At 57.4% G+C, this 26,726-nt stretch carries 23 protein-coding genes; 12 read left to right on the top strand and 11 right to left on the bottom strand.

What is annotated here, in order from left to right:
- Positions 1-308 precede the first annotated feature (308 nt).
- The 4 genes from DWU98_RS06605 to DWU98_RS06590 all read right to left on the bottom strand — a co-directional run bounded on the left by DWU98_RS06605 (position 309) and on the right by DWU98_RS06590 (position 4,913).
- Positions 309-1,727 carry a carbohydrate porin gene (locus DWU98_RS06605; protein WP_115494720.1) on the bottom strand — a complete coding sequence of 473 codons (1,419 nt, stop codon included), beginning with the start codon at positions 1,725-1,727 and terminating at the stop codon, positions 309-311.
- Positions 1,728-1,794: 67 nt separating this feature from the next.
- Positions 1,795-3,123 carry a cation:dicarboxylate symporter family transporter gene (locus DWU98_RS06600; RefSeq protein WP_230474734.1) on the bottom strand — a complete coding sequence of 443 codons (1,329 nt, stop codon included), beginning with the start codon at positions 3,121-3,123 and terminating at the stop codon, positions 1,795-1,797.
- 39 nt (positions 3,124-3,162) lie between these two features.
- The gene (locus tag DWU98_RS06595) at positions 3,163-4,059 is read right to left on the bottom strand and encodes a PhnD/SsuA/transferrin family substrate-binding protein (RefSeq protein ID WP_115494719.1); all 897 of its coding nucleotides are present in this window, start codon (positions 4,057-4,059) and stop codon (positions 3,163-3,165) included.
- On the bottom strand, positions 4,056-4,913 hold the full coding sequence (locus DWU98_RS06590) for an amidohydrolase family protein (protein WP_115494718.1): 858 nt from the start codon (positions 4,911-4,913) through the stop codon (positions 4,056-4,058). Before DWU98_RS06590 ends, DWU98_RS06595 begins: the two co-directional genes overlap by 4 nt.
- Before the next feature lie 258 nt (positions 4,914-5,171).
- On the opposite strand from DWU98_RS06590, the gene DWU98_RS06585 reads away from it, so the two are divergent.
- The gene (locus tag DWU98_RS06585; RefSeq protein ID WP_115494717.1) at positions 5,172-6,389 is read left to right on the top strand and encodes a LysR family transcriptional regulator; all 1,218 of its coding nucleotides are present in this window, start codon (positions 5,172-5,174) and stop codon (positions 6,387-6,389) included.
- A gap of 504 nt (positions 6,390-6,893) precedes the next feature.
- On the opposite strand, the gene DWU98_RS06580 is transcribed toward DWU98_RS06585, so the two are convergent.
- The 7 genes from DWU98_RS06580 to DWU98_RS06545 all read right to left on the bottom strand — a co-directional run bounded on the left by DWU98_RS06580 (position 6,894) and on the right by DWU98_RS06545 (position 16,165).
- Positions 6,894-8,183 carry a trypsin-like peptidase domain-containing protein gene (locus DWU98_RS06580; protein ID WP_158544996.1) on the bottom strand — a complete coding sequence of 430 codons (1,290 nt, stop codon included), beginning with the start codon at positions 8,181-8,183 and terminating at the stop codon, positions 6,894-6,896.
- Between the two features lie 159 nt (positions 8,184-8,342).
- On the bottom strand, positions 8,343-9,458 hold the full coding sequence (locus DWU98_RS06575) for a glycosyltransferase (RefSeq protein ID WP_158544995.1): 1,116 nt from the start codon (positions 9,456-9,458) through the stop codon (positions 8,343-8,345).
- Positions 9,459-9,617: 159 nt separating this feature from the next.
- Positions 9,618-11,150 (bottom strand): collagen-like domain-containing protein, encoded by a 1,533-nt coding sequence (locus DWU98_RS21655; protein ID WP_230474733.1) that lies wholly within the window; start codon positions 11,148-11,150, stop codon positions 9,618-9,620.
- A gap of 460 nt (positions 11,151-11,610) precedes the next feature.
- The gene (locus tag DWU98_RS21650; protein ID WP_147293241.1) at positions 11,611-11,892 is read right to left on the bottom strand and encodes a hypothetical protein; all 282 of its coding nucleotides are present in this window, start codon (positions 11,890-11,892) and stop codon (positions 11,611-11,613) included.
- 112 nt (positions 11,893-12,004) lie between these two features.
- On the bottom strand, positions 12,005-14,707 hold the full coding sequence (locus DWU98_RS06555; protein ID WP_158544994.1) for a fimbria/pilus outer membrane usher protein: 2,703 nt from the start codon (positions 14,705-14,707) through the stop codon (positions 12,005-12,007).
- A 73-nt stretch (positions 14,708-14,780) separates the two neighbouring features.
- Positions 14,781-15,527, bottom strand: coding sequence for a fimbrial biogenesis chaperone (locus tag DWU98_RS06550; protein ID WP_158544993.1), 747 nt, complete (start codon positions 15,525-15,527; stop codon positions 14,781-14,783).
- A 65-nt stretch (positions 15,528-15,592) separates the two neighbouring features.
- A complete protein-coding gene (locus tag DWU98_RS06545; protein WP_115494710.1) occupies positions 15,593-16,165 on the bottom strand; it encodes a fimbrial protein in 573 nt (190 codons plus the stop codon).
- Positions 16,166-16,602: 437 nt separating this feature from the next.
- On the opposite strand from DWU98_RS06545, the gene DWU98_RS06535 reads away from it, so the two are divergent.
- From DWU98_RS06535 to DWU98_RS06485, 11 genes are all read left to right on the top strand, one after another.
- Positions 16,603-18,093: a dermonecrotic toxin domain-containing protein gene (locus DWU98_RS06535; RefSeq protein ID WP_147293240.1), complete on the top strand. Its 1,491-nt coding sequence runs from the start codon at positions 16,603-16,605 to the stop codon at positions 18,091-18,093.
- Between the two features lie 5 nt (positions 18,094-18,098).
- Positions 18,099-19,196, top strand: a complete 1,098-nt coding sequence (locus DWU98_RS21645; RefSeq protein ID WP_147293239.1) for a hypothetical protein — start codon at positions 18,099-18,101, stop codon at positions 19,194-19,196.
- A gap of 237 nt (positions 19,197-19,433) precedes the next feature.
- Positions 19,434-21,449 carry a type III secretion system outer membrane ring subunit SctC gene (sctC, locus tag DWU98_RS06525; RefSeq protein WP_115494706.1) on the top strand — a complete coding sequence of 672 codons (2,016 nt, stop codon included), beginning with the start codon at positions 19,434-19,436 and terminating at the stop codon, positions 21,447-21,449.
- A complete protein-coding gene (locus DWU98_RS06520) occupies positions 21,358-22,668 on the top strand; it encodes an FHA domain-containing protein (RefSeq protein WP_115494705.1) in 1,311 nt (436 codons plus the stop codon). The genes sctC and DWU98_RS06520 overlap by 92 nt, the downstream gene beginning before the upstream one ends.
- Positions 22,655-22,975: a hypothetical protein gene (locus DWU98_RS06515; protein ID WP_115494704.1), complete on the top strand. Its 321-nt coding sequence runs from the start codon at positions 22,655-22,657 to the stop codon at positions 22,973-22,975. The genes DWU98_RS06520 and DWU98_RS06515 overlap by 14 nt, the downstream gene beginning before the upstream one ends.
- Positions 22,976-23,268: 293 nt before the next feature.
- Entirely contained in the window at positions 23,269-23,652 is a 384-nt protein-coding gene (locus tag DWU98_RS06510) for a hypothetical protein (RefSeq protein ID WP_147293238.1), read from the top strand.
- 54 nt (positions 23,653-23,706) lie between these two features.
- Positions 23,707-24,195: a tetratricopeptide repeat protein gene (locus tag DWU98_RS06505; RefSeq protein WP_147293237.1), complete on the top strand. Its 489-nt coding sequence runs from the start codon at positions 23,707-23,709 to the stop codon at positions 24,193-24,195.
- Positions 24,196-24,211: 16 nt separating this feature from the next.
- Positions 24,212-24,526, top strand: a complete 315-nt coding sequence (locus tag DWU98_RS06500) for a hypothetical protein (protein ID WP_115494701.1) — start codon at positions 24,212-24,214, stop codon at positions 24,524-24,526.
- A 2-nt stretch (positions 24,527-24,528) separates the two neighbouring features.
- Positions 24,529-25,413, top strand: a complete 885-nt coding sequence (gene sctJ, locus DWU98_RS06495; RefSeq protein WP_115494700.1) for a type III secretion system inner membrane ring lipoprotein SctJ — start codon at positions 24,529-24,531, stop codon at positions 25,411-25,413.
- A gap of 196 nt (positions 25,414-25,609) precedes the next feature.
- Positions 25,610-26,026 carry a hypothetical protein gene (locus DWU98_RS06490; protein ID WP_147293236.1) on the top strand — a complete coding sequence of 139 codons (417 nt, stop codon included), beginning with the start codon at positions 25,610-25,612 and terminating at the stop codon, positions 26,024-26,026.
- Positions 26,023-26,658 (top strand): FliH/SctL family protein, encoded by a 636-nt coding sequence (locus DWU98_RS06485; protein ID WP_115494698.1) that lies wholly within the window; start codon positions 26,023-26,025, stop codon positions 26,656-26,658. Before DWU98_RS06490 ends, DWU98_RS06485 begins: the two co-directional genes overlap by 4 nt.
- The last annotated feature ends 68 nt before the right edge of the window (positions 26,659-26,726 follow it).

Here is a 26,726-nt window from a genome sequence, read left to right as displayed (position 1 = left end):
GCATCGCAAACCTCCTTGATGGGCATAAAAGCCCCGGTGATAGTCACTCGTGGAAGTATCTGTGGCGTTACGCTGTTGCCAGATGGCGCGATAACCGCTTGTTATCGGCAGTTATCGCGCCCCTTAAAACATGTGCATCGTTAATGACGCGTCAATCGCGTTGAACAAAATGCGGGGCTTTTCGAGCTTTCCGTTCTACCCATTTGCATTGCAAATCGTTTTTGCATGCTCCATCGGAAACACGCGGGAATACAAAAACACTAAACGACTGTGTCCCACTTTTCCGCTCGCATGACTTCTCAAATGATTCAATCGCCCGCTGGCGCGCGAAGAAAACCCAGCATGTAACCGATATCCATGCGCACACCGATGCCATACACCAGGAGGTTCTTCGGCAATACGGGGGTGTTGGGGAGCTCAGAGTTGTCCGGATGCACGATGTATTGAATGCTCGGCATCAATTCGAGACCGCGCACCAGATGCAGGCTGTAGGTCAGGTCGTAAGCAAACTGGTGCGTGGCATTGGTGCCCGTTCCACCCGCCTTGATGCGCGCATCGCGCAGGTAATAGCGCTCGCCCGGGGTCAGCTCGAATTCTGAAGCGGAAAAACCCAGTGTGTCATCCGGACGGCTCGCAAACGGCGCGGTCAAGACGACGCCGGTATAGATCTGCTGACGCATGATCTCCGCTTCTTCGAGCTGTTGCACGATGCCGCCGAACACGTTCAACCGGCGCGAGGAATCCGCATCCGGCCGCCACACCACGCGATCGCCCATCAGATAGACACCATCGCGAACGAAGTGATCGACCAGCGGCTTTCCACCGTACAAGCCGCGCGAGAGGCCGAGCGTGTTGTAATAAGGATCGCTAAGCGGTGCGTTGCTGACATAGGCACCGGCTTTCAACTCGAACGGATAGCGCGTGGCCTGCGCATCGGCGTTGGTCCACGCCCACTCGACCGGAACCGTGTAGCCGGTCGCCGAAGCCACTGAGAAATCCAGTCCGTTGCTGGCCGAGGTCGTTGGGTTGACCTCGAAAATACCGGTCTCCACATAGGTATGCGTGGTGGGCCGATATTTGATGTTGGTACCCCACGTGGCCGAAGGCAGCAGACTGAAACCGGCTTCCGAAACGATGATGCGTGGCTCGCCGCACACCGTGCCGGACTGGAACTGGCAGTTGGTAACCAGGTGCCCATAGAACGTCGTCGCGCCCAGGCGGCCGACCAGAATATCCAGCCGATCGTTCAGCAATTTCTGTTCGTAGGCGAACAGGCCAAGATGCCAACGCGGGTACGGGTTCTTGTAGATGTACTGTTGCTTGGTGAACGTACCGGTGACGAGGTGGTTCAAGCTCAGCCCGTAATCGCGATACACGGTGAAGTGAAACGAACCACCGGTCAGACCGAACATTTGACCGAGATCGAGATCCGCGCCGAAATTGAACTGCCCGACGTTGGTGTGGCCTTGATGCACGCCGCCGGTGGGATTGCTGGCGTATTGATCGATCAAGCTGATGCGCACATTGACGCCGTCGTTGAGTAGCTTCTGAACCAGCGCGGGACGCGACGGCGCCGGTTGCGGATGCAGCAGTGCCGTATCCGTCGGCATGGCGGACGGATTGGCAAGCGTGCCGCTATTCGTGCCCGTGCTGGCGCTCTGCGCGTGAGCGCCCACAGTCGCCAACAACAACAGGTAAAGCGAACTACGTAGAGAAAGCCGATGCATTGGACAAAACCTCCCCTTTCGCGAAGCTCGTAGGCTGCGCGAGTCGTTATGTATGGGTGGCTATCGATCAGACGATGCGATAGCCGATGTCGAGCTCCCTCTTCAGTTGTTGTGTGTCGACTGCTTTTTCCCAACGGCCGACCACGATGGTCGCCACGCAGTTGCCTGCGATGTTGGTGAAGACGAATGCAGCCGACAAAACGCGATGAATACCCAGGATCAAGGCGACGCTGCCGACCGGAATGGTCTTGGTCGCCGCCAGCGTCATGGTCAACACGGCAATGGCCGAACCGGACACGCCCGCGCCGCCTTTGGAAGTGACCAGCAGAATCACCAGCAACCCTAGTTGCTGCTCCCAGCCCAGCGCTGTTCCCGTCGCCTGCGCGAGAAACACCGCCACGGCGGCGAAGTAAAGGCACGTACCGTCGTGATTGAAGCTATAGGCGGTCGGCAACACCATGCCCACCACCGATTCGTTGACACCAAGGCGCGTCAATTTGGCCGTCAGTTGCGGAAACACGCTTTCCGAGGAACTGGTACCCAGCACGAGTACCAGTTCCTCGCGGATGTAGCGCATCAGCTTGAGCAGGTTGAATCCGCTGAAATGCGCTATCGGCGCGAGCACCAGCAGGAAAAAGATCGCGCAGGTCAGCATGAATTCGCCAATCAGCGCACCCAGCGGAAGCAGCGTGCTCAAACCAAATTGCGCGACCGTGAAGGCAATCGCACCGAAGGCGGCGATCGGCGCGATTTTCATCACAATCTTGATGATCCAGAACAACCCGCCCGATACCGCATCGACCACCTGCAGCACCGGTTTTGCTCTCTCGCCGATCGATGCCAGGCCGCACGCGAACAATACCGAGAACACCAGGATCTGCAGGATGTCACCCTGCGCGAACGCACCGAACGCGGACATTGGCACGAGGTTCACGAAGAACTCGCCAAAACCGATCGGCGCGGCACTTTGGGCGGCGGGCGCATGCTGCAGCATCGACGCATCGATATGCATGCCCACGCCGGGCCGCAGCAGGTTGATCGTCACCAGCCCGATCACCAGTGCAATGCTGGTCACCACTTCAAAATAGACAATCGCCTTGATCGCGATGCGCCCCACCTTGCTCAGGTCGCGCACGCTCGCAATGCCGTGCGTGACCGTGCAGAAGATGATCAGACCCACCACCATTTCGATGAGCCGGATAAAGATGTCGCCCAGCGGCTTCAGTTCCCGGCCGAGGCCCGGCCATAGCGCACCCACCGCCACGCCGAGCACCATCCCGGCCACCACCTGGAAGGTGAGGTCCCGATAGAACGGGCGACGCGGGCGCGTCTGCAGCAGGGGCTGGTGGTCCGGCTTGCTCATGGCGGTGGTCTGGTCGTATAGCGCGGTATTCAAGAGTAGTCGCCTATCGGAACGGAAGGTCAACGCAAACCCTCAGTCAATCAGGCCCTCCAGCAGTTTTTCCGCGGGGCCAAATACCTCCTCGAAACTCAGTTTGCGCGGCAGCAGGCGCTGTTCCACGCAGGCGTCGATGATCCAGGCCAGTGGCGCGCCCAGCTGCCGAAAGCCTGCCAATGTCATACGTGGCTGGCCGGCCGGCGCAGCCGTTTGCTGAACAACCGTTTTCATCAGGCGATACGCCTCCCTGATGGCCGCCGGGTGGCGATGACAGGTCTCGCGGCTGGCCACCATCATGTGGTTGATCGGTACAAAACCATGCCGTTGCCACCATTGCAGATCGCTGCCGCGCGCGTCGGGAAACACCGGAGCGAATGCATCGTCATCCGGCAGATCGTTGCCAAAAATAGCAGCGTCGATATCGCCGTCGCGCAACAGGTGAACCAGGCTTTTGCCAGTAGTGTCGTGCTCCACGAACGAGGGATCGCGGTACTGCTCCACATGCGCGGGGTCACGCGTCAACCAGCGCATGCTGTCGGCGGTTACACCGTAGTCCTCCAACAGGTGCGCGCGTATCCACATACCGGTGGTCTGCGTATACGACCTGACCCCGATGCGCTTGCCAGCCAGCGCTTGCGGCGAAACGACATCGTGCTGACGGCGCGTGATCAGGCAGCCGCGCTGGAAGCGTGACGCCACCACGATCGGCAACATCACCACCGGTCGCTCATAGGCAATGGCCTGCAGGCAGGTGACGACGGCCAGCTCGCTCAGATCGTAAGCCTGCTGCCGCACCATCGGCGCAAACGCTTTGTGCACCGGGGACACCTCGGCGAACGAAAAGCGTACGTCCGATGTATTCGCCTGCTGCCTGAGCGCCGTTGCGAGCGACGCAGAGGCCAGCACCGTGTGCAGTGCGGTCGGCTCGCTCATGGTCGCGCCGCCTTGAGCGCGGGGTAGATGATTTCCGCCGTGCCACCCAAAATAAGCGCTCGATCGGCTTGAGCAAGGTCTTGCAACACGACGCGCGCAACCTCCAGCAATTCGTGCAGCGCGCCTTCGGCAGCCGGGAAATTCGAGCCCCAGGCAATGCGACCGGCGCCGAATACATCGATGATCTTCTCGAGAAATGCGGCAGGACTCGATGGCCCCATCGCCGCTGCCGCAAGCGTCCGGTTGGTCAGCTTCAGATACACGCCGGGAAACGTGGCCATGTCGAACAAGGCGCTGGCGGCCTTGTAAGGTGCGCCGTCAGAAAGGTCCGGCCGCGCGCAGTGGTCCAGCAGCACCCGCGTGCGCGGAAAGCGTTCGAGCAGCGCGCGCAACGCCGGCAAGCCCTGCATGGTCATCTGCAGGCATACGGGAATGCCCAGCGCTTCGGCATGTGCCCATGCTGCGTAAGAATCTTTGTGGCCAAGCCACTGCGACTGACCCGGCATGGTGCTGCCGGTGGTGAACAGGCGAAAACCCGAGAGGCCCGCGGCCTGCCAGCGATCGATGTGTTCCACCGCATCGGGGGCAAGCGCGTCGATCGAATACACACCGACGAAGCGATCGGGATGCGCGTGCACTGTATCCACGACATAGCGATTGTCGTGCCCGTAGACGGTAGACGCCTGCACCACGACGGCCTTGGCAATGTTGGCTTTGTCCATGGCACGCAGCACACCGGCAGCGTCCACGGGGTGCTGGCGTGACCAATCGGATTGCTGCCCGCCGATGGGCGCGGTCGGATAGGTGGTCGTATCCGAAGCGATGGCGTGCAAGTGGGTATCGATGATTCTCATCGTGGTTGGGTATCTTGAGTTCGTAGGGGATTTGTTGGCGATAACGCCGATCGGGAACGTGTCGCGTCTCAGAGGTAGTGCCGCCTCGCGCGCGCCCGTTCGTTGCGCATGCCAGCACGCTCGACCCTTTCAACTTTGGTATTGACTGCGGCCATGCTCGGAACGGGATGGAAGCGGATAGGGCGAATCTGCCGCTTATGGCCTCCGTTGCCAAATTCGAATTATGATCCGCCTATAAGTTATTGCTATCGATTGCTCATGAGTGACGTCTACGCCATGAATCTGCGTCATCTGGATGCGCTGAGCGCGATCGGCCGCGCTGGCAGCATGAGCTCGGCCGCAAGCCAGGTAAGCCTTTCGCAGCCGGCATTGACCCAGGCGATCGGCAAAGTCGAAGCGATGGCCGGTGCGCGCCTGTTCGAGCGGCAACCCGGCGGCATGGTGCCCACGGCAGCCGGACGCGCAATGATCATCCGTGTCGAACGTGCGCTGCGATACCTCACACAAGGTGTTCGCCTGGTTCGCCGCTCTGCCAGGTTGGCGCCGGTGACGCATATCGAACGACGCGTGACCATGGCACAGTTGCGTGCACTGATCGCGGTGGAAAACACCAGCAGCTACGCATTGGCGGCAACGCAGACCGGCCTGTCGCAACCGGCCGTGCATCGTGCCGTGCGCGATCTGCAAACCTTTCTCGGGACCGCGTTGTTGATCCGTGTGGGGCGTGCGGTGCGGCCCACGGATGTTGCCAGCCGCTTCGTACGCTTCGCGCGCCTGATGCTTTCCGAATTGCGAACCGGCATGGATGAAGTCGCCGCCATGGATGCAGGCGATGGCGGGCGCATCCGCGTGGGCACGCTACCGATGGCGCGCGCCGTGTTTCTGCCGGAATTGCTTGGCCAGTTCGCCGCGGCGCACCCGGCCGCATCGGTTGAAGTGCGCGAAGCGCCGTACGACGAATTGCTGCATGCCCTTCGTCATGGCGACATCGATCTACTCGTCGGCGGCGCCTGGCGCGACCCCTCGCCGGCCAACGATGTCGTGCAGGAAAAATTGTTCTACGACCAACTGGCCATCGTCGGTAACGCCACGCATCCGCTGCGCAACAAGAAGCGCCCGACTGCCGCCGATCTGCTGCGTTTTCCCTGGGTGATTCCCGCCCATGGCGTACCCATGCGCAGCAACTGGGAGCGCATGTTTCATGCGCTGGGCGTTGAATCGCCAACACCTACGATCGAATGCAGTTCCGTGCTGGTGACACGCGGACTCATGCTGAAAGGCGATTGGCTCACCTTGATGTCGCGCGATCAATTTCTGTTCGAACGCGCAGCCGGAGCCTTGACGGAAATCGGCTCACCGGGCGAAGCGCTGCGACGTCTCATCGCTTTGACGCGTCGCGGTGACTGGCGACCGACACCTTTGCAGGCGCATTTCGTCGACATGGCGCATCGGCTGGCGGCAGAAAGGAACGGCTGAAGTCTGCGTGCGATAGGTTGGCCGGCACCTGCCTATCATTTCGCCGACTGGTGGCTTTTCATCCCTGCATGACTTCCAGCGGCGGTAAAGAGCGTCCGTGGTTATGCCAGCATCGCTGCCAGGGTGGATACGCACAGCGCAACACAAGCGGCGAAAAAGCTGTTGAGCATCAGGGTCTCGAATTTCATGGCGGTTCTCCGTTGAGAGGTTGGTGAGGCTTTCGAGATAGTTATTGCAAGGCCGATGCCAACCACACCGACACCTCGAAAACCGCATAACACCGCCATCTGCAGCTGTTCGCGGCAGGGCGCGCCATTGTCCGCGGACAGCTGTCCGCACCGTCCGGACGGTATGCGGACAGCGGAGCCAAGTCAGATCCGATAACGCGCATCCGAATCCGGCCAGCGCCCATAGAACAACAAAGCAGGCTTACTTATCGCGCGAATCCGCATGCTCGCTTGCTTGCGCATCCCTGCATCGTGGCCTTCTTTTGCAACTAACGATCTAACGATCCGCAGACCGAGGCAACCATGTAAACCGCGCATTCGGGCCTGGCGCAATGCCTATATTGATTAATCGCGCTTCATACTGCTTACCGTTATGCGATATCAGATCCCCCGTCCAATAGACCTTGTCCGGGTCCCAGGCGGGCACCGTGCTTGGCGACGTCGGCTCCGTACCCACCGGTGATTGAGATGGCCCGCTTTGCGGCGGGCTCGTCTGGAGCGACACCTGATTTGCCGGCTTGGCCGCTGAATCACGCGCGGGTATCTGAACACCGGGCGGTGCCGTGTTCATTGGCTTTTGGGATTGCGCGGGCAATTTCTGCGCTGAGTCCCCGGCCAGAATCGGATGGGGCGATCCAGCGGCCGTTTGGCCAAGTTCGGGCGGGAAAGGCGAACCTATGGGTGCCACACCGCCTGGAAAAAGGTACGCAATATGGGGAAAGACATCGCTCATCGGCGTTGCGGTGCTATTGGGGGCATCTGGCCAACGGTCATCGTTGCCATCGGGTATGCCCGAGGGTTTGATAGCGATGACGTCATGCGTCTTCGCGTCGATCACGGGCGATCCCGAACTGCCTCTTTTCACGCCCATGTTAAAGGTGATCCGCTGACCGGAACGCGAGGGCACCGTGGCAACGCGAGCGGGCCTTCCCATACGATCGCGAAACGCGATCTGCTCAGGGTAGCCACCCGAATAATTCGGCAAATAGATTTGCTGACCCGCGTGCGGTGGCCGGGTATCGATGCCAAGATAACCGAACCGGTCCAATTTACCGCTTTGATAATCGTGTTGGTCGATGGAAAAAACCACCACATCCATGCCTTGGCTGGGATCGTTGGGGTCGCGATAGGGACCGCTGCGATACAGAACCTTGCCGATCCGCGCGCTTACGGGATCCTTTGCGCCATCGAAGTTTTGTTTCGCTTCATAACCGGCAAGCAACGTATAGGGTCTCTCCCGCGGATCGCCTGGAATAACGTGCGAATTAGTCATGAACAAATTATTCGGACCGAGGCGAAAGGCCGTGCCCGGCCCGGTAGGACCTTGAACTTTGAATACCGCCTGCGAACGGAAATACATAGCCGGCTGGGCTACCTGCAAAGACGTGCTCGCAGGGTTCACGCGCGAATAAGGCCATTGCTCACCCTTGTCCGCGACAGTAGACGCCGTCGGTTGCGTGGAGGCTGGTGTTCCGGCCCGACCTGACGATTGCGGAGGGTTGTCCGAATCCAGATGCGTCGCATCATACCGATAAGACGCATTGAGGTAATCGCGTGGAATATTCATACCTTGCTCTCCATCTGCGCATGCCATGAAAACGCGTTGAAGGCCATGATCCTCGTTCGCGAACGGTTGCGGTGGTATAGAGGTAATGTCTATTCCATCGATATTTTCATGCCAGAGCGACTTACGCGATGCCGATTAGCAACGCAGTGGCAACATCTGTCACACCGATCGCAAGCGTTCCAATGCATTGATGGCGCTGGTCATGGCACGCCCTCGTTCCGACGCTGGTAGCGCGGCCTGTTTAAGCAATCGCGTGCATGCCTCCAAGGATTCCGAATAATCCCCGCAGCCATAGGCCGCGTTGACGTACTCCTCGAGAAGCTTATAGGTGTAGATGTCATGCTCGATGCGTAACCCCCGCGTAGGCTTCTCAAGCTGCATGCCTTTTCCGGCAAACAAACGCGCCCAATGATGGTGCTTGTTCTTCCGCGCGTAAGCGGCCAGGTCATAAAGGGGTTCAGCGCGCTCCGGGCATACCGACCATGCGCGGAAATAGGCGTGGATAACGCGTTCTTCGCGATAATTGAGCCCAGCCATCATGCGCGCAATGCACAACAAACTTATGAAAAGCTCCTGCTCCCAGCCACCGCATTGCACCCGTGCATAAAAAGCCTTGATGGCCTTTTTGAAATCGCCGCCCCTCATGTAACTTTGCCCCAGATAAAAATGGTAACGCGAAAGCATGAAGGGATCCGTTTCTTCGCGCAGGGCTTCTTCAATGACACCCGCATCACTCAGATACGCTGCTCGATCGCGATCACTCGGACCACGCGTCGACTCCAGATGAAAAGCTGTGACTTCGCAACGCGTAGCATGTGCCGGTATAACCAGGAATTCGTGGATTTTCCCGCGGTAATAGCAACCAAGATTGGCCTCGAACAAGACCGGTCGATCACATTGGGCGCCATCTTCATGAACCTGGGCGTCATAAACGTCAAACCCCATCTGCTCCTTGAATTTATGTACATCAAAGGCTTCGCTGAAACAGACAACGTCATCTGCAGCAAGAACCATGTAGTAGTCAACGTCCCCGCGATGACGCATCCAGTCCATGGCGGCATTTCGATTGCTGGAAAAATCGCGCCACGTATCGCGATAAATGTCATGGCGGATACGATGCTTCTGAAAAAAATGCCGAACCACGCGCACGGTTTCGTCATCTGAACCCGTGTCGACGATGCATGCATAATCGATCAAGGGGAGCACCGACGTGAGACAACGCTCCAGCGTGCTAGCAGCGTTGCGGACAATCATGCACAAACCAATGCTTGCCATTGTCATTCCTTGACGCGTGATACGTGATAGGGGTACATGAAAAAAAGCAGCACCGGCCTCATCCATCGTTGACGGCTTAACGATGAAAGTAAGTATTCCCCGGCAAAGCCGGGGAATACCCAGGTTGGTTTAAATGAGACGGCTACGCATGTATTCAAATCAAGCATTGCCGCTCTGGGGTGGCGATACCGCCGGCTTAAAAGGAGTCGAGCCGCCGGGTGTGACATTTGACGTATAGTTTGAATAACCGCCATAAATAATGGGTGGGCTATTGATCGGCGGAGCGGTGTGACGCCATTGCCCCTTATTTCCATCGTAGACGTCTCCGACTGCTCCGTGATTAATAACGTCACGCCCCAAACTCCACGTCGGGCGACTTACACCATAGCCGTGGATGAAGCCGCTGAAGTCATGGTTTTCTTCATGCTTTATCGCGTCGTCCACCTCTTTATTATCGTAGCCTTGGCCGGTGAGCTTGTTTTTTACAAAACCGGCGAACTCTTTCAGAGATGCAGCATTAAAACCGCCGACATGACCACCGATAAACCCCCAAAACGCGGCTTCGACCTTTCCCTTTAAGCTCAGCCCCCCGGGTTGGCCATCCTTGCCGTTTACGCCGTCCTTACCGTCCTTGCCCTTCAAACCATTCTTGCCATCCACGCCGTCCTTGCCATTCTTTCCATTCAAACCATCCTTACCGTCCTTACCATTCAAACCATCCTTACCGTCCTTACCATTCACACCATCCTTACCATTCTTTCCGTTCAAACCATCCTTACCATTCGCGCCATCCTTGCCATTCAAACCATCCTTACCGTCCCTACCATCCTTGCCCTTTAAGCCATCTTTGCCATTCGCACCGTCCCTGCCATTTGCACCATCCTTACCATCCTTACCATTCTTTCCGTTCAAACCATCCTTACCATTCGCGCCATCCTTGCCATTCAAACCATCCTTACCGTCCCTACCATCCTTGCCCTTTAAGCCATCTTTGCCACTCGCACCGTCCCTGCCATTTGCACCATCCTTACCCTTTAAACCATCTTTGCCTTCCTTACCAACCTTCCCCCTCAAACCGTCCTTGCCGTCCTTACCATCCTTGCCATTTACACCATCCTTGCCGTCCTTACCGTCTTTGCCGTTCGTACCTGCCGGGCCTCTCTGACCAGGCACGCCTTGCGGACCGCGATCACCAGGCGGACCCTTCGGGCCACGATGATATTTATCAGCATTGGGCGCATGAATGGTTTTATTCGAACCAACCCCGCTGTATTGCGTACCGGACGAATAATGCGTCTCCAACGCGTACTCATTCTTGACCTTTCCAGCGTATAGCCACTTGCTATCGTCAGCACCAGGCTTGACACCCTGATGAGGCGCCGCATGAGCCGGCACTTGATAAATATCTTGTCCGCGTACCACCCGGTCGCCAGGCTTATAAACCTGAGAAGCATTCCAAGGTTTAGGAGCAACATTGCTAAGCCACGTCTGATAATCCATCGACGGGGTGCCCGAACCAACCCCACCACTGACCCGACTGCCGCTCGGCGATGGAGATTGAACCACAATCGCGGCGCTTGCCGAAGCCGCGGCAGACACCGACACACCGCCATAATAGGAATCATTAGTGGAAGGAAGCGTGCTAATAGGCATAATAATATTCCTATGAATATAGATAATTAGTGTATTCATTACCAGCACTGCATCGAATCAGCACTGGAGCGCGAAAAATGAAGCAAATGACATCGCATAAGCCAATTTTAGTTTTATGCAGCCTCCTAGATATAATTCGCTAATTCAAAATAGCGCCTTACCATTAATGTTTTTTTATTAATATCACCCGCCGGGATGATGCCGGGCGTTGCATATATAGCGAAAAATCATAAAGCATCCAGTCATGCGTGACATGCGATCACCCGAGGCACCACAGCCGGCCGTGACCCGTCCGGCTACGTGTTACCAGTGAAAGAGGGCACTGACACCACCGATCCGGTGCTCGCTTTCTTCGATGTCGCTTCGTCTCGCCCAATAGGAGGCGCCCCGGGAAGGAGGGAAGGCGCGTCCGTGCCGAACACCTTCATCGCCTTACGCCATGCCTCGAATCGCTCTCTATTGCTTGGCGCACGGTCACTGCGTGTAATAAATGCTCGGCTCATGATGCTTGCTCGCCATGATCAGCGCACAATGCCCATGTGATAACCAACCGCGCCGCAACCGACGGCGAACATCCTTGAGCTACCCTCCTCAACATCCGCGCTTCCGCCTGCGCCAAGACTTGGGTAGAAACGCGATCGCCCAGGCGTTCACGCAATTCATGAAGAGCATCGATCAAATTGTCCGCTTTTCGACGCCGCAATAATCGCGATAATAATTTCATCCGGGTATCCCTCCCAATTGCACGTTTTTCATAGTGGCTGGCTTGCAGAATGCCCATCCCATTCAATCGATGACCCGCAGTGTTCTGTACCAGTCCCCGGGTCTACCACATAAGCCCGACAGGACTGTTCAATGCGATCACCCGTGATGAGGCGAATACTTACCCTCGCTTAGTGGGCTTGAAGCAGAGTCGTCGCAGATCCACCAACCGCTTTACACGCCGCCTGAAGTATCGGAGTGGGGTCGTTCCGACCTGACGCGGTCGCCGTCGGCACTACAACATTCAGAGAGCAGCTTTGGTTTTCCTCAGCCCCCCAGCGCACTGTAAGCGTGCTGGAATGTTCGACGCCGCGTATCACCAAGCGACTGGCCTGCCCGGCCACGCCAACGCTGTTGCCTTTGTCATCGAGCACTTCAGCGCCGAAAGGAATTGGATCTCCATTCGGGAGCGTGGCATCAACGAGCAGCAAGCGGCTGGTATCAACCTCGTAACGCAAACGCACGACACTACCAAGGCGTGGCGCGACGTTTCGCGTCGTGTCCTTGAGCTCGACGTTGTCCGCGGCACCCTTGGGGTCAATCGCGATGGTATTGAGCTGGTAGGGCATGAGCGAGGGCACCACAGCGTATCCGTTCGAATCCACCCGCGAATTCACCGCCGTGTCTACGAGCGCGCCTTCAGCGCCCGGCGCATAGACCAACCCCACCGTATCGCCTGCCGGCGCAGAGAATGTAATGCCGCCCACGTGCGCAACGACGCTACCGCTGGCGCCCACACCCGCCTGTCGGTAACCACTCCCGTAGCTCATGGAACTGGTGAGGCTGCCGTGCGCTCCGGCGTACTGGCCACCCAGCGAGACGCTCGTCGCGGTGTTGTGGCTCAACGAGGCGTTGTAGGTGAAACGTCGCTGCTCGCCGAGCGACCCGTTCAGCGCCACCTGTGTGTTATCGCCGTTGAGGTTCGAATGATTGACGTAACTGGTTAGCGTTGGGCTATTCGCCGCCCGTCCCAACGGGATCGTGACATTCAACATGATGCGCGTGTCACGAACGGTATGGCCCGACGCAGAATTCAAATAGCCATCCAACGCTCCGGGAATACGGTCGACAAGCACTGGCCCCTGGAACAACTGATCGACCGTGTCGCGCGTACGCTGAATCGAAATGCTGTAGCTGACGGACTTCCAGCGATTACTGTATCCCGCGCTGAAGTCAACCTGACGACCCTTGCTGTTCCAGTAATCGCGCCACGAGGCGTTGAGATACAACTGCCCCCAGTTATCGCTCAGGGACTGGTTGAGGTTGACGTCCATGCGGCTATGCGGCCGTAACACGACATTTTCATTGCCCAGCGCCGCTGCCACGCGAAGCGTCATGGCGTCATTCAACCCAACGAAGCCCGGTGTCGAATAGCGATACGCGGCGACGTTGAAACTGGTGCCTGTGTCCGCAAAGTTTCGGCTATATCCCAAGCGATAGCTGAAGCCGCTGGTAGCGGACAGTCCCGGAGTGCGATTGCCGGCATAGGTGACATCGCTGGACACCGCACCCGCCGACGTATTGAAGGCCATGCCACCCAATACGGAATGGTAATCAGCTCCCACTGTGGTTCCCGCATAAGCCGTGAGCAGATTACTCAGGCCACGCTGATAACTGAACTGCCCGATTACCGGCAAGCGCGCGGACAAGCCGCGCTGATCGACGCGGCCAGCCGCTACACTCCACAGTTGCTGACCGGGGCGCAACAGTTGCGGCACCGCTGAATAAGCCTGGGAAAAGTACCGAACGCGCCCGTCCGCTTCGGTGATTTCTACATCGAGATCACCGCCATATCCGGTCGGATAAAGATCGTCGATAACGAAAGGACCCGGTGCGACGGTCGTATCATAAATAATGTATCCGTTCTGCCGAACCACAACATGCGCATTGGTTTCCGCCGTGCCATGTATGATCGGCGCATAGCCTCGCAACGACTGCGGAAGCATCTGACTATCGGTATACATGCGCACGCCGCGCAGGCGCACGCTGTCGAACATATCCCCGGGTGTGAACGTGTCGCCCACCACCAACTGCGTCTGCCAGGCGGGAATATCATGCTGGGCGTAATTGGACGTGGTCTGGTAATGCGTACCCATTCCTTGAGACGCATTAAGCGAACCAAGATGGTAGAAGTGCCACGAGCCAAATTTGAGCGACCCATTGAGGCCAAGATAGCCGGCCGCTCGGGCGGAACCATTCATACCGCCGCGGTATAGGTTGCTGTTGTAGTTCAACAGCGCGGCGTTGATGCCTTCATCCCATTGCGACGGATCGACATAGCCGCGTGCATCGCGCGACATGTAAATCTGCGGGATGGAAAGCGAAAGCGACTGATCGCCCGGATCGAATTGGGCCGATGCACCAGGAATATAATCCCCGATATCCCCGCAGAACGTTCCCTCAGGCATCGCCTTGCGTGCCGGATGATCGGCATCCGTGGCAACCTTGCGTAAGTCGATGCCATACCTCGTCAACGTGCTCGCATCGTAACAAGGCTGCGTGGCTTTTCCATCGGGCGTGCTGACCAGCACGATGTTGGTGTGCGCTCGCCACGCCTCGTTGACGGTAACATCGCCGTAGTAGGTGCCGGGCGGCACATAGCCCTGCTTTTCGAATCGTGACAAGTCGATATTGACGGTATTCCCCGCGGGAAAGAGCGCGGCATCGAATGTAACGGGATCCGCCCCGCCTGACGCCGCCGGGTCGACCGCCGCAGCGGCCGCATGGGCGTGCGGGGTCAATGCGCTTACGATCAGCGTCGGCAACCAGGCCCGACGCAACAGCCATATTGCCGGGTGCCGTCCTGGCGTAGGATCAGTCTTCCTGGACCACATGCGTACCTCTCCTGTGCACCCATCCGCGTGCGTCATCGGCGCGCGTGACGAGTAAAAAATAGTAAAAATGGATTTACGGATTGATCGGCTTTTCGTGCTTGCCGATAGCGCCAAGATCACTGATCGTTTCGAATGTCGCCTTCACGCCATCGACTGATCGGGCATCGAAATCGGGTATGGCAAAGGCTTCCGTCGCTCCCGGGGCGACCATGCCACCCCCTGGATGCATATAGCTGCGATTTCCTGCCTTGATACCGACCTGAGCAAAGTTGACGTAGTACCGCGTTGGATTGCTTGCCTTGAGCACCACTCCACGACCGTCCTCGGTCGCCGCCAGCGTCCAGCTCAACTGCTCGAAGGCCGAGCCTGGACTCCCGGGTAAGTTGGAAGGCCGAAAAATAAATTTGATGCGTGTGCGAACGGAGAATTGCAGAACGCTGCGATCATCCGCCTTCATCTTGGGCGGCACTTCAAGAACGTTCAACCAGAACAACGTCTCTTTGTCGGTCGGTAACGGTTCGCGCGTGTATTGCGCACGAATGGCCTGCCCTTTTCCCGGTTCCAGGCGGAATATCGGTGGCGTAAGGGTGAAAGGAACTTTAGACGCGCCTGGCGATGACGTGTCATTGACTTGGTTCATCCACGTCTGCACGAGTATTGGACGCTTCCCGGCATTGGTGAGCTTTATCGTGGCCTCCTTATCCTGGGCGTGATAAATCACGCGCGTTCCATCGATGACAACACCTGCCGCACTCGGCCTCGCCCACGCGAAGGCAAGCACGAGCAGAACGCCCATGGCATCGCGCCATATGTTCTTCATAAGACACCTCAAAGGGGGAAGCGTCGGCAGCATCACGCGCTGCCGACGATGACATCGCTGGAACGTCAGTTGTAGTCGACCGCGTAGAGCACAGCGGTTTCGAGCAGGCCCGAGGTCGCCGGACCGGTGGCGTAATACTGGGCGTAATAGGTCATTTCGGCCGTGTTATTGGCGATGGTGACGTTTTGCAAACCCGCCCTGGCACTGGTGAGGTTGATCACCTGGCGCTTGTCATCCAGCAACTGAACCTGCACGTTGGTTTCCTCGTCCTCAGGAAGCTTGTTGGCAAGATTGCCAGTCTCCGCCACCACATCCGGCGATTCGTTCAGGAAATACATGGACGCCACTTTGCCGTTTTGGCAGGTGCCTTGGCCCGGGGCGCCCACGACCACCTTGAATTCCTTGGTCGCGGCGACTTTACCGGCCTGGTCCAGGTTAAATGCCTTGACCGGATCCAATGTCACGGCGAAGTCATCCAGACCGCCTCCTGTACCGGCGCCACCCTCCACCGAGCAGGTGTTATCGGTGATCGTACCGATGAAAGTAATCGCGCCGCCTCCAATGGTTGTCGCGCTGACTGAACCGGCAACCATGCTCGCGGCGAGCGCCACGGCGGGTAGATACGTGATGTGCTTCATTTCGTTTCCTTGTCTTGATATAGGCGTCCATCTGTATATGGACTGTTTTAAAATGCCGATGCCATTGGAGTCGGCAAAAGCATTCGCATTCACGCCTGACTACGTACGTTATGCAATGCCTTCTTTCCGTGCATAAACCGAACACCCGATCCAGTGGGATTCGGGTTCGATACGGGCAAGTGCACGTCGATATGTACCGGCCTTGTGAGACACGGACACCTTCTTCCCCGCTCCGGTGACATCCCTGTCCGACTTCCATGAATCGATGCCCGGATAGGCATCGACGGGGAATGATGCGCTTCCCACAGCAGACTTAGGTGTTACATATGTATGCGCAAATCCACGCACAGGCGTTCATCGCCTCCAATACATAGTTACCACCGCCGATCACCCACCGGCCGGCATCATCGGCCCCACTTTTCATCCAGGGGTCTCCCATGCCAGCCTTCCGCACCACTATGGCGACGCCATCACCGGCCAGTGCGCAGCCGCTCGCTCCTTCCTCTTCGAACGCTACGCGTTCGGCCTCGAACGACGCTGCCGGCGTTGAAACAACTTCGAGCGCACCATCGATTTCGCTTGCGCGCTCCGCGCTCGATATCCATGCGGATAAGTACACATCCGGCATGCACGAGCCCCGCCAGCAAGCGGCGACGATGATCCGTCTCGAGTTGAAGCGCCGCTTCGATCTCGACGTCGATCCGGATCAGACATACCTTCCGCGCGTCGATCGCAACACGAAAGAGCAGAACCAGCACTCACAAGCGGGCACGCAGAGCGGGATCTCTCTGACTGAAGCGCTGTTGCGGGAGCAACAAGACCATGAAACACCGAGCGCCGACGCGATTCGTACAAGCGTCTCCCTCGACGAGGGAGACCATTGGCACATCAGATGCGCACCGCTGTCACCTTCCTCTGGCTCTATCCTTCAACTGGACATCTCGCCCCTTCAACTCCGAGACATCGCAGTCCGAACCGATTTCACCGTGCTCTATCTCGCGCAGCTCGACAAATTCTGGAAGGCGCATGAAGAACACTATGGATTGCTGGCGAAGATCGCCTTTTTGAAGGCTGCCACACTGCAGCATGGTGAGCGAAGCCTCACCGATGAAGGCCTACAACTGGCTTTTCGCGCTTTTGGTGTCGTGACCGGCAAGCCGTGGCTCGCGCTTACGCCTGAAGATCTACGCACTGTCGAGGCCGTGGACCCATGGCTGGAAAGCGGCATCCTTGATATCGGGCAGTATCACGCCACCGACTTGGTCTACGTCACCGACCACACCGATCAGAAAACCTTACTTTACATTCCTGGCCATTCATCGCCGCTGCACGAATTCGAAAGCCTGCCGGGCATGAAACGCTGGTTCGCGGAGCAAGCACGCGATGCCTTAAAACGGGAAGTATTGTCCACTCACTTCAGACTCGCAGACCGCCCTTATAGCGGGCCGCACGTTGGACTCGATGAAACGCTGCAAAGGCTTGGTGCATGGCCGCAGTGCTCTGCATGGCTGGAAACATGGGAGAGCGAACACCACGGCAACGACTTGGACCCACAACAGATCCTAGGCACAGCGCCACAGATCGACACGTTTCAAACCGTCACGGCACGACAGAAAAACCGCAGCTACTCCGATGCGTTGCTTCATATCGTTTTTGATCACGACATGAATCAGCCGCGCCTATTCGACCTTAGCTCAGCCGTGGCCGAGTTCGGCATGGCCTTGACGCCCCTGGCTTTGCTTAAACCAAGCCTGGCAATACCCGGCTATGCGCTCATGCGCGATCTTGAGCACGCCAATGAATCTTTCCCCCGGCGAAATATGTTCGGAGTGATCAACGCCCGATCAACTCTTTCGGCCAACCGAAACCCCAATCAAGACGATAAGCCCATCGATCCGGTCAATCAATGCAATGCAATAAGCAATTAGCCCTTATGGAAATCGACAAATTACCCACTTCAGCCCCCTCTCCCATGGACGACTTACGTAGCTCGCCCTCCGCCACTGACGCATCAAACCCGACAGCAAACAACGACCCTAACAACTGCATAAATCCACCTATATCACCCAACACCGATCATGCCTCCAGCAGGCCCCAGAGCGGAAAGGTGGATTACCAATCATGGTTACATACGATTGCCCCTAAGGAATGGCGCAAGGCTATGACCTATCAGCCAAGCAGCGAAGTCGTTTACCACAACAATGTTTATAGACGTCCAAACGGCGCAGGTGTTTCCAAGGGTCTTCCACCTGACGATCCCAGGAGCGGGTGGTGGTACGGTGGAACGCTTCAGAACAATTACAATATTTATGCCGGCTTTCCACCGGGAACCCCACAGTACGCCAAGCCGGGTAAGCCCTTCCCCGGACACAACGACCCCGGAGTGACTGAGCAGCCGGCGGCGCCAATCGGGCCCGAAAAAGTTGGTGACTCCGGCCCAGGTCCAACAAGAGAAAACACTGAGGCGCTGCGTGCCTTGAGGAAAGCATTTCCAGATCAGTTTACCCAGATAGGCGATTATTTCCGTGGTTTTATAGGAGACCCATTCATTTTTGGAATCAAGAGGAAACCAGACCCCACTGGAATTTATATTCACGGAGGGAAAAATGCCGACGATAACGACTATCTCAGCTATCAGTTCAAATCGTTCAATAAAGAAACTGATGACGCAGGCAAATCAGACAAGTGTTTGCAATATTTCTACCTGAGGCCCGATGACAGCACCCACCTCAGTAATATCGATCCGGAAAACTACAAGACCCGGAGTGAGGTCATCACTTACAACGAAGTGAAGAAGGCGGACGGTATAACGCATATCAATGTAGTCAACAGATACGCTACGTTTACAGTACCAAGAGATTCGGACTGGGGCGTGATGGAGCGTCGAAATCCGGACTATGCGTACCTGTATGTTGCTTCGTCCGATCCCTATTTTGCGAGCAACCTTCCAAATAGCGAAGGCAATAATTTCTTGATTGATAACTCGTCGAATGGTCACTCAGTTCTCGCGAGGTACCAAGGAGCTCGTTGATTAGCGAGTTGATATTTCAAGACTGATCAATGGAAGGGGCGGTTGCGGCCTGCCCCATGCCAGGTCCGTATACACGCGTCGGCGGTGACACTTCACTACATATTTAATGCCGATGCGAGAAAGCGCATCTCTATCATCGATGGATGGAACGCTACGTTGGCATTTTCCAGACGTCTCATTGGTGCTCAACAAACAGTCTTTAACCCCTAACTACAATGCAATGATTATGGAAAATCTATGAGAACGCCTCTGGACCGATGCAAACAATGGATGCTTGGCGGCGCAGCAAGCCTATTGCTTTCCCTTCCCGTTATCACCCATGCGGCGGATGTTCCCTGGCGGGACGGCATGGTGGTGTATACGGCGAAAGACAAGCCGCTGACGCAGGTGCTCAAGGATATCCTCGCCACGCAGGCCTTCCCCGTCATTGTCAAACCCGACGTACGCGGCACTGTGAATGGGCAGTTCCAGAAGCCTGCCCGCGCAGTTTTTTCCGATCTGGAAGCGGCCTACGGCTTTACCTGGTACTTCGATGGCTCGACGATGTATATCGCCTCAAGTGCGGACAACATGTCCGAAGTCGTTTCCATTGCGCCATTGACAGGCACTCAAGCACTGCATGCGCTGGCTGACCTTGGCTTGATCGAACCGCGCTTCAGCGTGCGCAACTCCGGCGGAAGCGTGCTGGTCACGGGGCCGAGCCGTTATGTCGAGCTGGTGGTCAAGGCGTTGGAGAGCGAGCGCAATCGCGCGTCGTTGGCGCTCAACCAACGCAGCATGTCGCTGGTCGGTTCGCTGGCCAGGCCCTCGCCCGGGCCTGCGATTTCTTCCATGGAAATTCGCGTTTTTCCTTTGCACTACGCACAGGCGCAGGACAGCAAACGCTATCTGCGTGGCAATGACGGCAATTACGTGATCCCCGGTGTGGCGACGCTGCTGCGCAATCTGCTCAAAGACTCCTACGCACCGTCGCCTGCACCCGACAATAAGGAACTTATTCAAGGGCTGGCCGCTGGTAGCGCGCTCAATGCGCTGGCTCCGATGCCCGGGCAGGAAGGCGATACCAACGACTTGCGCACGCAAGCACTGTTGGCCTTCATTGCCGCGCAACAGAGGAGCGTGCCACAGGGTAATCCCGCCGAAGGACAGCTTGACCGCTCCGTGCACATTCAAGCGGACGTGCGTACCAACTCGGTGGTGATCTACGACACGCCGGCGATGATGCCGATCTACGCGCAACTCATTGAGCAACTCGACCGGCCCCAGCGTCTCGTGCAGCTCGACGTGACTATCATCGACATTGACAGCGAAGACGTCCGCGATCTTGGCATCGACCTTTCGCTTCGCGGTGGCCATGCCGAACTCGGCGCAGGCGGCCAGGGTCTGAATTTTCAGTCCATCGGCGGCGGATCGCTCGATCGGCTGAATACCCGTTTGACCGCGCTTCAAACCCATGGACGTGCGCGCGTGTTGTCACGACCGAAAATCATGACGCTGGACAACACCGAGGCGTACATGGGTAACGAACAAACCTATTACATCAAGGCCAGCGGCGATCGGTACGCCAATGTCACGCCCATCCATTCCGGCCTGTCGTTTCGAGCGACACCGCTGGTCATCCCCGTGGACAATGAACCCGCTCGGATCAAATTGACCCTGGAAGTGGACGATGGCGGCTTCGTCGATTCGAATGTGGAAGGCGTACCCGGTTCCAGCCATAAATACCTCTCCACGGAAGCGGTCGTGCAAGACGGACAAAGTCTATTGGTGGGCGGTTTCCAATACGAGAACGTCGGCGACAATCTGTCCGGTGTGCCGGGGCTGAGCTCTGTCCCAGGACTCGGGGCGCTCTTCCGACGCACGCGTAATTCCCATCAGCAAGTGGAACGCCTGTTCCTGATCACGCCCAGGGTTGTGGGTGATCAACTCAACGACACGCCGGTGATGCGAGCCATGTTGCCCGCGTCACCACCGTCCATCGATGCGTCCTCCAAGGTCCGTCCATCGCCATCGCCGCATTCAAAGCGCATCGACACGACGGAATTCTTGAATGTCTGGGCCACACCGACCCGAAAGATCGATACAGCGCCGCCGGCGGTACTTCCGGTGAAACAGCTGCCACCCATTCCGAACGAACATTCCGCGCCTTCAACGCCGGCGAATGACGATCCTGGCAAAAAGGTCAAGGCAACCGTCGAGCGCAAACCTGGAAACGGTGCTTCGAAGAAGACCTCTGACGCGGCCAGACCATAGCCGCAAGGTTTCAGGCATCTCAACCGTTCAGTACGCGAATAAAAACCCCATTGATGGGCAACCCATGAATACGTGCGCTTTACGCATTCTGTCCGGCATGCACGCGGATGCAATCATTCAACTTGCGGGCAAGACAACGTGGTCGATCGGCCACGATGAAACCGGCGACATACTCTTGCTGGACGAACACATTGAACCACTCCACGCCCGCCTCTTCTGGCAGCCGGATCAGGGCTGCGGCGAACTCATCGCCGAGGTGGAGGGCATTTACGTATTCGATGACCCGCTGAAGGTCGGCCAGAAGGCCGACCTCACCGTGGGAAGCCGCTTTTCCCTGGGCCCCGTGCGCTGCGATGTGGTGCTTATCACCAGCATGGATCCGTTGGGCACGCCGACTATTGGAGCGCTCTCCGCTCAACAGGAGCGCGTAGCGCGGATGCGCTTTTTGCGCAGGGCGCATTGGTTTCGTTATGCCCTGCTCTGCCTGGCGTACGCCGGCAAGCCACGGTATCTCATTCCGCTGGCGGGATCGCTGGCGGCCAGCACGGCCGTCGTCGCGCTGATGTTGAGCAAGCCCGACCTTTCCACCGAGTACCGCGAGGAAAGCATGCGAGAAATACAACAGTCATATCCCAACGTATCGCATCGGCTCGATCCTGTGACCGGCTACACGACCTATAACGGTTATGTAGATGATCAGAAGCAACTCGGTGCCCTGCGGCAGTTGGCACTGAGAGCCAATTACGGAGCGGTCATCATGAATGTATTGCCCATGGACGTCCTGGCACTGAATATACAAGCCACGCTTGAACAACATTACCGGGAGCCGCGGGTGACGGTAAGTGGTCCCGGAGAGGTCGCCGTGACCATTCTCACCGCCGATGCCATCAAGGATCTGGACGGATGGAATTTCGAGGCGGTTGAAGCTCGAATGAAGAACAACCTCCCCGACCTCAAGAAGGTGACGATCACACTGATCGAGCCGAGGCTGGATGAAGTCCGTGTGCCGCTGGATCGCCTCGGTTTCAGCATCGTCTCTTCGTCGACGGGCGAGCCCATCGTCATCAATAAACGGGGCGATCGGCTATTTCCCGGAGCCGTAGTACCGGAAGGTCATGTTGATGACATCAGCCTATGCCGCGTAAAGCTCAAGGCAGCCGATGATGCGGCCATATTCGACGCCTACACGCAAAAGGACAAGCACAATGGCTGCCAGTGAAAACAAGAACGGCGCCGATGCACCCGTTGCCATGTCGGGCCGCCATGAAGTCGACATGGCTTTTGAAACGATATTGGACACACTCAGGAAACTCGAGCAGGCGCAGCGCGTCGCCGCCGAGGAAGCGCAGTCGGGACCGGCGGCACGTCGACACGAAGCGCTCGCCATGGGTATGGCCGCGGCCTACGACATCGTCATGCGGCTAAAAGGAAGCAACCGGCATGATTGGGTCATATCGCTGGCAAGGGAAATGTCCGGGTCGCCAAGCGCTCTCACCCATCACCTTGGCGCACCCCCGCCGCGTTGAGAACGTTGGCCTGGCAAAAAAATCCTAATTGGCACCTTCGGGCAATGTCATAGCGCGGGTCTCTGAGGCCGAAGGCACCTCGACCCGATTTCCATTCTTCCAGAGCGAAACGCGTTCAATCACGCGCGCAAAAGGCCGCATCAGCGTGCGTCGATACCGTCATTAACTGACGCACGGACATAACGCTGTAACACCCATCCATCCATTCATTGCACGACCATTCTCATAGTCCCCCAAGCAAGCCCGGTCTTGGAGCGACGTCATTATTAACCGGCGCGATCATGGAGAAAATCATGTCTACGACGACCAACGTCAACATTCCCACCCCCGTCGACCCGCAACATGGCTACTACACGAATAACTATCAGAATCCGAACTACCTTCAAAACTTGATCGGCAACACCAATACGATCCTCAACAACATGTTCACTTCGCTGGCAAGCGTTAATGGCGCAGCGAACAGCACGAGCATGATGGCCACCGCCGAAGCCGGCACCTCGGCCTTGTTCGCACAAGCCGAAGCCGACATGGCCGCAGCGATGTCAGGTGATCCGGGCGCTTCGATGCGATTCCAAATGGATATGGAGAAATACAAAAATGCCCACGAGGCGGCATCGAACGCCTTCAAGGCATTGATGGACACCGACGCCAACGCCATTGCAAACGTACGTGGCTGATCCTGGAACAAACGTTCGATCAGTGCGGATCTGATCATTCAGATCCGCCTGAGCTTGGAACAAGCATTCCCGACAAACAATAGCGGCGATTGCCACGCACGCCGTCTCCATCGTGCCGCACCCAACGAAATGATTCCCGAAAAAACACTCGACGCATTGATACGCATTGGCCATGTCGGTCGCCACGCGGGGTTGATCGCGCAATCGGAACGCATGTTCGAGCATCTTTGCCACGCGTATCCGCTGCACGCTTTCCCGTATATCGGCATCGGGCTGGCATGCGTCAAAGCGGGTCGCTATGCACGAGGCTCTCATGCCTTCGAGCAGGCCAGAGCGCTTGGCAATCAGGACCGCGATGTCTGCCTATGGCAAGGCATATGCGACTTTCATTGCGGCCGCTTTGCCGATGCCGCCGCCATTTTCCATCGCCTGAGCGAAACAAGCTTCACCACTGACAACGGCGGCGTTAAAGCACTGGCTCAATCCCTGCTCGGCGTGCGGGAGCTGTCGGCCTTTCGCCGTCAAATCAATCATCGTCAATAATGAGGTTTACACAATTATGGGCATTCAATCTGTCGCTTCAGCAATTTCCAATCTGGGTCTTGGCGATATTTCGCTGCAGGACGACGCAAACCAAAACGACGCAGACGCAGGTAATGCGGGCTCGGGGTCAGCCTTACAAAACCTGGACAAGCAATGGCTGCAACATCAGCTTGACGTCATGGGCTCGCTGCTTGGCATCAATAGCCAGACCTCCTCTTCGCTCCGGCTTGAGACCGCTGTTCTGCAAAACAAGTTGTCCGTGGACGTCGTTTCCACGCTAATGGGCAACTTGATGAAATCGGTAAGTCGCCTCGAACAGATCAACGGTTGATCATGCGCAAGGCAGTTCTTATCGGTATCGCGTGCCTGCTTGCCGGATGCAATGCCTCTTTCCGCGACGGGCTCGATGAGAGGCAGGCCGACGACGTCGTCATTCTGCTTCAACAGCAGGGCATCAAGGCGAGCAAGGCACACGCCAAGGATGGAAGCTGGAGCGTCGATGTGGAAGGTAGCGCCGAGACGGAGGCCGGGCAGATCATGCAGGCCTATGACCGCCCGCGGCAAAGTCATCCCACACTAGGGGATATCTTTCCTGGCGGAAGTTTGCTGCCAAGCGAGACGGAGGAGCGTATCCGTTATGAGTACGCGCTGGCCCAGGAACTGACCAGCACGCTTGAGAAAATCGACGGCGTGCTCACGGCGCGCGTGCATGTCGCCCTTCCCGAAAAAGATCCGCGACGAACGGATCCCGAGCCGCCTTCCGCGTCCGCCATGATTCGCTACCGCAGCGATCAGCGGATGGATTTGCTGACACCGCAGATCAAGCGCCTGATCGCCGACAGCCTGGCCGAAGGTTCGCCTGACAACGTGGACTTGCTGATGGTGCCGGTTTACCCGATCGCGCGGGACAACGCCATTCAAGAGGTCAAGACGCATCTTGGGCTGCGCTACAGAGCATCAGAATGGACGCGGGTCGCCATGTTGACGGGACTTCCTTGGGCCGTCGCATTCCTTTTGTTGATTGTCATGCTCAAGGCCATGGGCCGATCGAGCATGGTTTCTTTTTCCGCACTCTGGCAGAAGTTCAACGATTGGATTCGACATCACCGCGGCGGTGAGCAAAAAGCAGGGAATGGTTCACGCTCAAGTTATGCCGTCGGGGGCCTAAGTGGTCTGGGTAGGCGTAAGCCCAAGTCGGCCGTCCAGGACGATGACTGAGATACACACCATGCTTCCGGCTCATTGTTCGTTGGTGCGCGCTGCATTGCTGCCTGCGTACGCTTACTCACCCTCTCGTCTTCCGCAGGGTATGGAAGACCTTGGAAAAAATATTCGTCGGTTTCGTTTCGCCAATGCCAGGCTTGTTCACGCCTTTGAACCACCCGCAATGCCATCGCAGGTGGCGTCCTGGTCCTTGGTAACGACCGATGAAGAGCTACTGGGCGTCGGACTGCTTTACGCGGGCGTGATGTTGCATGGCAAGCACCTGCGCAAACGCCTGGTGACCGGTGCGCTCAAAGAGCAGCTTATCAATCAAATCGGTGCAAGAAGGCTCACCGAAGCGCTTCGATATGACATCGATCCACCGGCCACGCTCGCCCATGATGTAGATCGCTACGCACTCAAAGCATTCGGCCTGGCGGTGATGTACCGCTACACACGGGCGGCACACATGGAGGCAGGTCGCCGCCTGCTGCGCCGTTTTTCCAGCGAGGACCCGGTTCTTCGCCCGGCTTTATGCGCGGCACGTCGCCTCGCCACACGTTTTTGTTCCCCGATCGGCAACATGGTTTTGTCCAGCCTCGATCTCGCCATGGGAGATAGCAAGTGATCATTGCCCGCATAGGTTCATGGACGGTCCATGGCAGCGCCATTTCGTCCAAGGAGGACATCGATGCCCTGGACGACGTCAAGCGCTTGCACGAACGTCTGGAAGAAGAATCCCGGCAAACCCGCCGCCGCTTGGCCGCAGCCTTATCGAAAGGTCGGTTCGCAGCGCGCCGCAAGGGTTACGAGGAAGGCTACAAACAAGCCATCAGTGACGCTGCCGGCGCGTTCGCTGCGCACATGAAGCTGTGGCGAGGTGCCCACAAGCATCTGAAGTTGGCGGCAGAGAAAGCCATTCGTGAAGCACTTAATGGAATGGACCCTGATGTATTGCTGATCGCCCGCATCAACCAGGGTCTATTGGCCGCTCGCCAAAATCCGCTCGTGCGCATCCATATTCACCCCTCCCAGTTTCCCATCGTCGATCAGGCCATCGCTGCGCTGGATGCGAAATTTGGCAAAACCGGCTGCGAGACCGTTTCCGATTCGCGTCTCCAGAGGGGAGAAGTTCGCCTCGAAACAGACACAGGCGTGCTTGAGGTTGGGTTCGATCGTCAGGTCCGTGCGATCTGCACGAGCCTTATGCGCGAACTGGATGTGCAATGGAAGCTTGAAGAAAGTCATACACCATCATGAGTGCCCAACCATCAATGAGGCGCATGGGCCCACACACCATCGAACTTCGCAATGCCTTTGCAGGGGCA

This window comes from Dyella monticola (genome assembly GCF_003363155.1).
GTDB lineage: Bacteria > Pseudomonadota > Gammaproteobacteria > Xanthomonadales > Rhodanobacteraceae > Dyella_B > Dyella_B monticola.
This window is presented reverse-complemented; position numbering and strand designations above follow the sequence as displayed.